The organism is Variovorax sp. M-6 (genome assembly GCF_052114385.1).
Classification (GTDB): domain Bacteria; phylum Pseudomonadota; class Gammaproteobacteria; order Burkholderiales; family Burkholderiaceae_C; genus Variovorax.
The window spans coordinates 1-7,137 of the sequence record NZ_JBFREQ010000072.1; the positions used below are offsets into that span (position 1 = coordinate 1).

At 68.0% G+C, this 7,137-nt stretch carries 6 protein-coding genes; all 6 read right to left on the reverse strand.

The genetic code is table 11. The annotated features are described in order from the left end of the window. On the reverse strand, positions 1–1,643 hold a 1,643-nt coding region (hutU, locus tag AB4Z46_RS34830; RefSeq protein WP_442288120.1), incomplete at its 3' end, for a urocanate hydratase. Between the two features lie 39 nt (positions 1,644–1,682). Next, entirely contained in the window at positions 1,683–3,233 is a 1,551-nt protein-coding gene (gene hutH / locus AB4Z46_RS34835) for a histidine ammonia-lyase (protein WP_442288121.1), read from the reverse strand. Positions 3,234–3,290: 57 nt separating this feature from the next. Beyond that, entirely contained in the window at positions 3,291–4,088 is a 798-nt protein-coding gene (gene hutC, locus AB4Z46_RS34840) for a histidine utilization repressor (protein WP_442288122.1), read from the reverse strand. 22 nt (positions 4,089–4,110) lie between these two features. Next, positions 4,111–4,890 carry an ABC transporter ATP-binding protein gene (locus tag AB4Z46_RS34845; RefSeq protein ID WP_442288123.1) on the reverse strand — a complete coding sequence of 260 codons (780 nt, stop codon included), beginning with the start codon at positions 4,888–4,890 and terminating at the stop codon, positions 4,111–4,113. Continuing rightward, positions 4,890–5,732, reverse strand: a complete 843-nt coding sequence (locus AB4Z46_RS34850) for an ABC transporter permease (RefSeq protein ID WP_442288124.1) — start codon at positions 5,730–5,732, stop codon at positions 4,890–4,892. Before AB4Z46_RS34850 ends, AB4Z46_RS34845 begins: the two co-directional genes overlap by 1 nt. A 34-nt stretch (positions 5,733–5,766) precedes the next feature. Continuing rightward, positions 5,767–6,732, reverse strand: a complete 966-nt coding sequence (locus AB4Z46_RS34855; RefSeq protein WP_442288125.1) for an ABC transporter substrate-binding protein — start codon at positions 6,730–6,732, stop codon at positions 5,767–5,769. Positions 6,733–7,137: the final 405 nt, after the last annotated feature.

Sequence of the window (7,137 nt, forward strand, 5' to 3'; positions counted from 1 at the left end):
CGCATCACGCCGGTGGCGGGGTCGTTCCACAGCACGCGCGCGAGGCGCTTGGCCGCGGCGTCGGTGCCGTCGGCCACGATCACCACGCCCGAATGCTGCGAGTAGCCCATGCCCACGCCGCCGCCATGGTGCAGGCTGACCCAGGTCGCRCCGCCTGCGGTGTTCAGCAGCGCGTTGAGCAGCGGCCAGTCGGAGACCGCGTCGCTGCCGTCCTTCATGCTCTCCGTCTCCCGGTTCGGGCTCGCCACCGAGCCGGTGTCCAGGTGGTCGCGCCCGATCACGATCGGCCCCTTGAGCTCGCCCGTCTTCACCATCTCGTTGAAGGCCAGCCCCGCCTTCTCGCGCTCGCCCAGCCCCAGCCAGCAGATGCGCGCCGGCAGCCCCTGGAACGCGATGCGCTCGCGCGCCATGTCSAGCCAGCGGTGCGTGTGCTTGTTGTCGGGGAACAGCTCCTTGATCTTGGCGTCGGTCTTGTAGATGTCCTCCGGGTCGCCCGAGAGCGCSACCCAGCGGAACGGACCCTTGCCCTCGCAGAACAGCGGCCGGATGTAGGCCGGCACGAAGCCGGGGAAGTCGAACGCGTTCTTCACGCCCTCGTCGAACGCCACCTGGCGGATGTTGTTGCCGTAGTCGACGGTCGGGATGCCCATGGCCTGGAAGTCCAGCATGGCCTGCACGTGCACCGCGCAGGACTTGGCGGCGGCGCGGCGCAAKGTCGGATGYTGSGTSGCGTCGGCCTTGGCSGCCTCCCAYTGCGCCAGCGTCCAGCCGATCGGCAGGTAGCCGCTCGCGAGGTCGTGCGCSGAGGTCTGGTCGGTCACGAGGTCGGGCTTGAGGCCGCCGGCCTGGGCGCGCGTGACCAGCTCGGGCAGGATCTCGGCCGCGTTGCCCAGCAGGCCGATCGACACCGCYTCCTTCGCCGCCGTRTGCTGCTTGATCAGCGCGATCGCSTCGTCGATGTCCTTGGCCTGCTTGTCGAGGTAGCGCGTGCGCAGGCGGAAGTCGATGCTGGCCTGCTGGCACTCGATGTTGAGCGACACCGCGCCCGCCAAGGTGGCGGCCAGCGGCTGGGCGCCGCCCATGCCGCCGAGRCCGGCSGTCAGGATCCACTTGCCCGCGAGGTCGTTGTTGTAGTGCTGGCGGCCGGCTTCGACGAAGGTCTCGAAGGTGCCCTGCACGATGCCCTGGCTGCCGATATAGATCCAGCTGCCGGCGGTCATCTGGCCGTACATCATCAGGCCCTTGCGGTCGAGTTCGCTGAAGTGCTCCCAGGTGGCCCACTTCGGCACGAGGTTGGAGTTCGCGAGCAGCACGCGCGGTGCGTTCTCATGGGTCTTGAAGACGCCCACGGGCTTGCCCGATTGAATGAGCAGCGTCTCGTCGTCGTTCAGCGCCTTCAGCGACGCGAGGATCTGGTCGAACGAGGCCCAGTCGCGCGCCGCGCGGCCGATGCCGCCGTAGACCACCAGGTCCTGCGGCCGTTCGGCGACTTCCGGGTCGAGGTTGTTCTGCAGCATGCGGAACGCGGCTTCCGTGAGCCAGCTCTTGCAGCTGAGGGTGCTGCCGCGCGGCGCGCGGATCACGCGGCTCGCATCGTGGCGCGGATCGGTCTTGGCGGAGAGGAATTTGTCGGGTGCGTTCATGGCGGTGTTCCTTTCGATGACGGTTCGGATGGAAGAGATTCAGGCGTGGCTGGGCAGGATGGCTTGCACGGCATCGGGCCATTGGCCCTGGCGTGCCCACAGGCGCATGGCTTCGATCGACGGTGCGAGGAAGCGGTCCTGATCGATGAAGGCGACGCGCTCGCGGATCGCGGCGAATTCGGCTTCGAGCAGCGGCGAGCTCTTCAAGCCGCGCTTCAACTCGATGCCTTGCGCAGCGGCCATCGCCTCGATGCCGACGACCACGGCCGTGTTGTCGACCATGTCGCCCAGCCGGCGACCCGCGAAGGTCGCCATCGACACGTGGTCTTCCTGGTTGGCCGAGGTCGGCAGGCTGTCGACGCTGGCCGGATGCGCGAGCGACTTGTTCTCCGAAGCCAGCGCCGCGGCCGTGACCTGCGCGATCATGAAGCCGGAGTTGACCCCGCCGTCGCGCACCAGGAACGGCGGCAGCCCCGACAGGCCGCTGTCGAGCAGCAGCGCCATGCGGCGCTCGGAGATGGCGCCGATCTCGGCCACCGAGAGCGCGATGATGTCGGCCGCGAAGGCCACCGGCTCGGCGTGGAAGTTGCCGCCCGAGATCACGTCGCCGTTGTCGAACACCAGCGGGTTGTCCGAAGCCGCATTGGCCTCGATGCGCAGCACGCGCGCCGCATGCGAAAGGTTGTCCAGGCACGCGCCCATCACCTGCGGTACGCAGCGGATCGAATACGGGTCCTGCACCCGGCCGCAGTCGGCGTGCGAGGGCAGGATCTCGCTGCCTTCGAGCAAGGCGCGCACGGCGCCGGCCACGGCCATCTGGCCCGGCTGGCCGCGCGCCGCGTGGATGCGGGCGTCGAAGGGCTTGATCGATCCCTGGATCGCCTCGAGGGACAGCGCACCCGCCATCAGGCCGGCCGCGAACACGTCCTCGGCACCGAACAGGCCGGCCAGCGCGAGCGCCGTCGACACCTGCGTGCCGTTGAGCAGCGCCAGGCCTTCTTTCGGGCCGAGCACGAAGGGCTCCATGCCGATCCGGCGCAGCGCGTCGGCGCCGCCGATGACTTCGCCATCGGGTGCGGTGACCTCGCCCTCGCCGATCAGCACGCAGGCCAGATGCGCCAGCGGCGCCAGATCGCCCGAGGCGCCGACCGAACCCTTCGACGGAATGCGCGGCAACAGGCCGGCGTTCGACAGTGCCAGCAGCGCATCGACGATCTCGGGCCGCACGCCCGAGTGCCCGCGCGCCAGGCTCACGGCCTTGGTCGCAAGCACCAGCCGCACCACGCCGGCCGCCAGCGGCTCGCCGGTGCCGGCGCTGTGCGACAGCACCAGGTTGCGCTGCAGTTCGGCCAAGCGCTCGGGCGGAATGATGGTCTGCGCCAGCTTGCCGAAGCCGGTGTTGATGCCGTAGACCACCTCGCCGGCCTCGACGATGCGGCGCACCGTGGCCTGGGCCGCGAGCAGGCCGGCGCGGGCCGACGGATCGAGCGAAAGCTGCACGCCGCCGGCATGCACGCGGCGCAACGTGGCAAGGTCGACGTCGCCGGGCGCGAGGACGATCGGTGCGGCGTCGAGGGAGGTGGTGTTCATGGGTTCTCCTGTCTATACAAGTAGGTGCGCGCGAAATCGAAAATGGGGCGTGCGCGTTCAGCCGAAGGAAGGGTTGCCGTCGGCGCGGAACCGGCTGCCGAGCCGGTAGCGCGAGGCGGGATGCAGGCAGCGCACCACCGTCACCGGCAGGGTCCGGGTCCAGGTGCGGCGCGTGAGCAGCAGGCAGGGGTCGGTCACCGGCATGGCCAGGCGCTCGGCCTGCTCGGGCGTCGGCAGCACGGCATCGACCACATGCTCGATCTGGTCGAACGGCACGTTGCGCACCAGGTATTCGCTCGGCGGGACGAGCGAGAAATCCTGGTCGAGAAAGTCCGGCACCACGCGCGGGTTGACGTAGCGATCCTCGAGCTGCACCGGGGTTTCGTTCTCCATGTGCAGGCAGACCGTATGGAAGACCGACTCGCCGGGCCGCAGGTCGAGCCAGACCGCCACGTCGGGCGAGGCGGCGATGCGCTCGGCGGCCAGGAACTCGCAGCGATAGTCGTGGCCGCGGTCGCGGATCTCGCTGGCGATGTTGGCGATCTGCAGCAGGGTCGACTGCGGCTTGTTCTCGGCCACGAAGCTGCCGACGCCGGCCACCCGCACGATGCGCCCCTGCTCGACCAGCTCGCGCAGCGCGCGGTTGACCGTCATCCGCGCCACGCCGAATTGCGCCACCAGCTCGCTCTCCGAGGGCAGGCGATGGCCGGCGGTCCAGGAGCCGTCCTGGATCTTGTGCGTGATGAAAGCCTTGATCTGCTCGTACAGCGCCAGCGCGGGAGACGTCGAGGCCGCGGCGCGCGGATGCGCGCTGCGACGGGCGTCGGTGGCTTTGCGAAGGCTGGCGGCTGTCATGCGGTCTTTCTTGCGGCGTGGATCAATGCTCGGCGGCGGCCATGGACTCGGCGCGGATCTCTTCGGTCAGGCGCGCCTTGATGTCCATGAACTCGGGCGAGGTCTTGATCGTGTAGTGACGCGGATGACCGAAGTCGACCGCGATCTCGGTCTTGATGCGGCCGGGCCGGGCGCTGAACACCGCGACGCGGTTGGCCATGAAGATCGCCTCGTCGATGTCGTGCGTGACGAACAGCACGGTCTTGCGGGCCGACTCCCAGATGCCCAGCAGCAGTTCCTGCATCAGCACGCGGGTCTGGTTGTCGAGCGCACCGAAGGGCTCGTCGAGCAGCAGGATCTTGGGGTCATTGGCGAGCGCGCGGGCGATCGCGGTGCGCTGCTGCATGCCGCCCGACAACTGCTTGGGAAAGTGGTTCTCGAAGCCGCGCAGGCCGACCTTGGCGATGAAGAAATCGCTGCGTTCCTTCTGGTCGGCCTCGCTCATGCCGCGCTCGCGCAGGCCGAAGCGGATGTTCTGTGCGATGGTGAGCCAGGGGAACAGCGTATAGCTCTGGAACACCACGCCGCGGTCGGCGCCCGGTCCCTCGATGGTCTGGCCGTCGAGCAGCACGCGGCCGTCGGTCGGGTAGTCGAGTCCGGCCACGATGCGCAGCAAGGTCGACTTGCCGCAGCCCGAGGGGCCGAGGATGGTGACGAAGTCGTTCTCGCGGACCTCGAAGTCGACCGGCAGCAGCGCCTGCGTGCGCTGGCCGCGCGTGCCGGTGAAGGTGCGCGAGACACCACGAATGGACAGCTGATTCATCACAGGGTGCTCCAGGCGAAGAGACGGCGGTTGAGCGCCTTGAAGGCGAAGTCGGAGATGAGCCCGATGATGCCGATCACGATGATCCCGAAGATGATCTGCCCGGTGTTGAGCAGCGCCTGGCTGTCGGTGATCATGTGGCCGATGCCGGAGGACGATCCGATCAGCTCGGCGACGATGACGTAGGTCCAGGCCCAGCCGAGCACCAGGCGCAGCGTCTCGGCGATCCCGGGCGCGGCACCCGGGATCAGCACCCGGGCGACGATGCCGCGGCTGTTGGCGCCCAGCGTGTAGGCGGCCTCGACCAGGTCGCGCCGCGCGCTGCCCACCGTGACCGCCACCATCAGCGTGATCTGGAACACCGAGCCGATGAAGATCACCAGCAGCTTCTGCGTTTCGCCGATGCCGGCCCAGAGGATCAAGAGCGGAATGAAGGCCGAGGCCGGCAGGTAGCGGCAGAACGAGACGAAGGGCTCGAAGAAGGCCTCGACGCTCTTCCAGGTGCCCATCGCGATGCCCAGGGGCACCGCGACCACGGTCGCCAGCACGAAGCCGCCGAACACGCGCCACACCGTCATGCCGATGTCATAGCTGAAGTTGTACTCGGTGAAGAGCAGCACGGCTTCCTTGACCATCGTGGCCGGGCTGGCCAGGAAGGTCGGCGAGACGAAGCCGCCGAGCGTGAAGAAGGCCCAGACCGCCACGAAGAGCACGAAGAAGCCGACGCCGAGCAGCCAGCGCGCCCGGGCGCTGACGGGCTCGAGTGGCGCCAGCGCGCGGCGCCGGCGAGGCGCCGCGGACGCGGCCGGCCCGGCGGGAATCACCGGCTTGGATGGGTTCATGACAGGCGTCGCGCTCATGATCGATGGCGTCCGTTTACTTGACGAAGCTGGTGTCGAAGGTGGCGGCCAGGTCGTCGGGCACCTTGCGGATGACGCCCGACTCCAGCAGGATCGCCTGCGCATCCTTCATGAACGGCACGATGTCGTTGGCGAAGAACTTCTGGTTGGCCGCCTTGTCCGACCAGCGCAGGTTGGCCGACGACTTGGCGAACTGCTCACCGGTCTGCTTGACCGCCGCGCCCATGATCTCGTTGGCCTTGGCCGGATCGGCCTTGATCATCTCGAGGGCCTCGAAATACGAGTTGGCCAGCGCCTGGGCGGCCTTGGCGTTGGACTTGAGCCAGGTCGGCGCGCAGCCCACGGTGTCCATCACCATCGGGTAGTCGAGGGTGGTCGCCAGGATCTTGCCGGCGGCCGGGTTGGCGCGCACGGTCGAGAGGTAGGGCTCGTAGGTCATGGCGGCGTCGTTCTGGCCGGCCACGAAGGCCTGTGCGGCGGGCTGCGGCTCGAGCGAGACCAGCTTGACGTCCTTCATGCTCATGCCGTTCTTGTTGAGCATCCAGGCCAGGCCGAAGTACGGCGCGGTGCCCGGTGCGCTGACGCCGATGGCCTTGCCCTTGAGGTCGGCGAAGCTCTTGATGTCGTTGCGCACGGCGATGCCGTCGGCGCCGTAGGACTTGTCCATCTGGAAGATCTGCACGATCGGCACGCCATTGGCGTTCCAGGCCACGTGCGTCTCGACCGTGGTGGCCGCGCACTGGATCGCGCCGGAGGCCAGGGCCAGGTGGCGATCCTTCTGCGGGATCATGCGCAGGTCGACCTCCAGGCCGTTCTTCTTGAAGATCCCGGCCTTGTCGGCCAGCGTCAGCGGCGCGAAGCCGGTCCAGCCGGACATGCCGAGGGTGATCTTGGTGTCCTGTGCGTGGGCGCTGGTCGCCATGCCCGCGATGCACGCGCCTGCCGCCATCAGCGAGGCGATCTTTGCTACCGTCTTGACCATTCAGGTTCTCCTGTTGCGTTTCAAAATTCCGGCTCGCCGGCGACGCGAAAGACGCGAATTCCAGCAGTGCGGCCGAGTTTCATTCCCCGCGATGCACCTGTATATACAGGTTAACCCGGAATTGCGGTCCGGATCAAGCACCGCTTCGCCCCTTGTCAGTGCGCGAAAGCGGTTTCATGCACCAAAAGCTGTCTAGACAGGATCTGGCGGCGGCGAATACGTGGAGATTTGCAAGCGGCGTGCCAACTGCGGCGGCCTAGGGCGTGTTCACCCTATTTCCAGGGTCGCGAAGGCATGCCAAGACGGGCCAATCAAGGCGCGCGACGCCGCATGTGCGTTGGCACATGCAAGGAGTGCAACGCGGAGTGGCACGTCTTGGCATGCCTTCCCTTCGGGTTGCCCGGC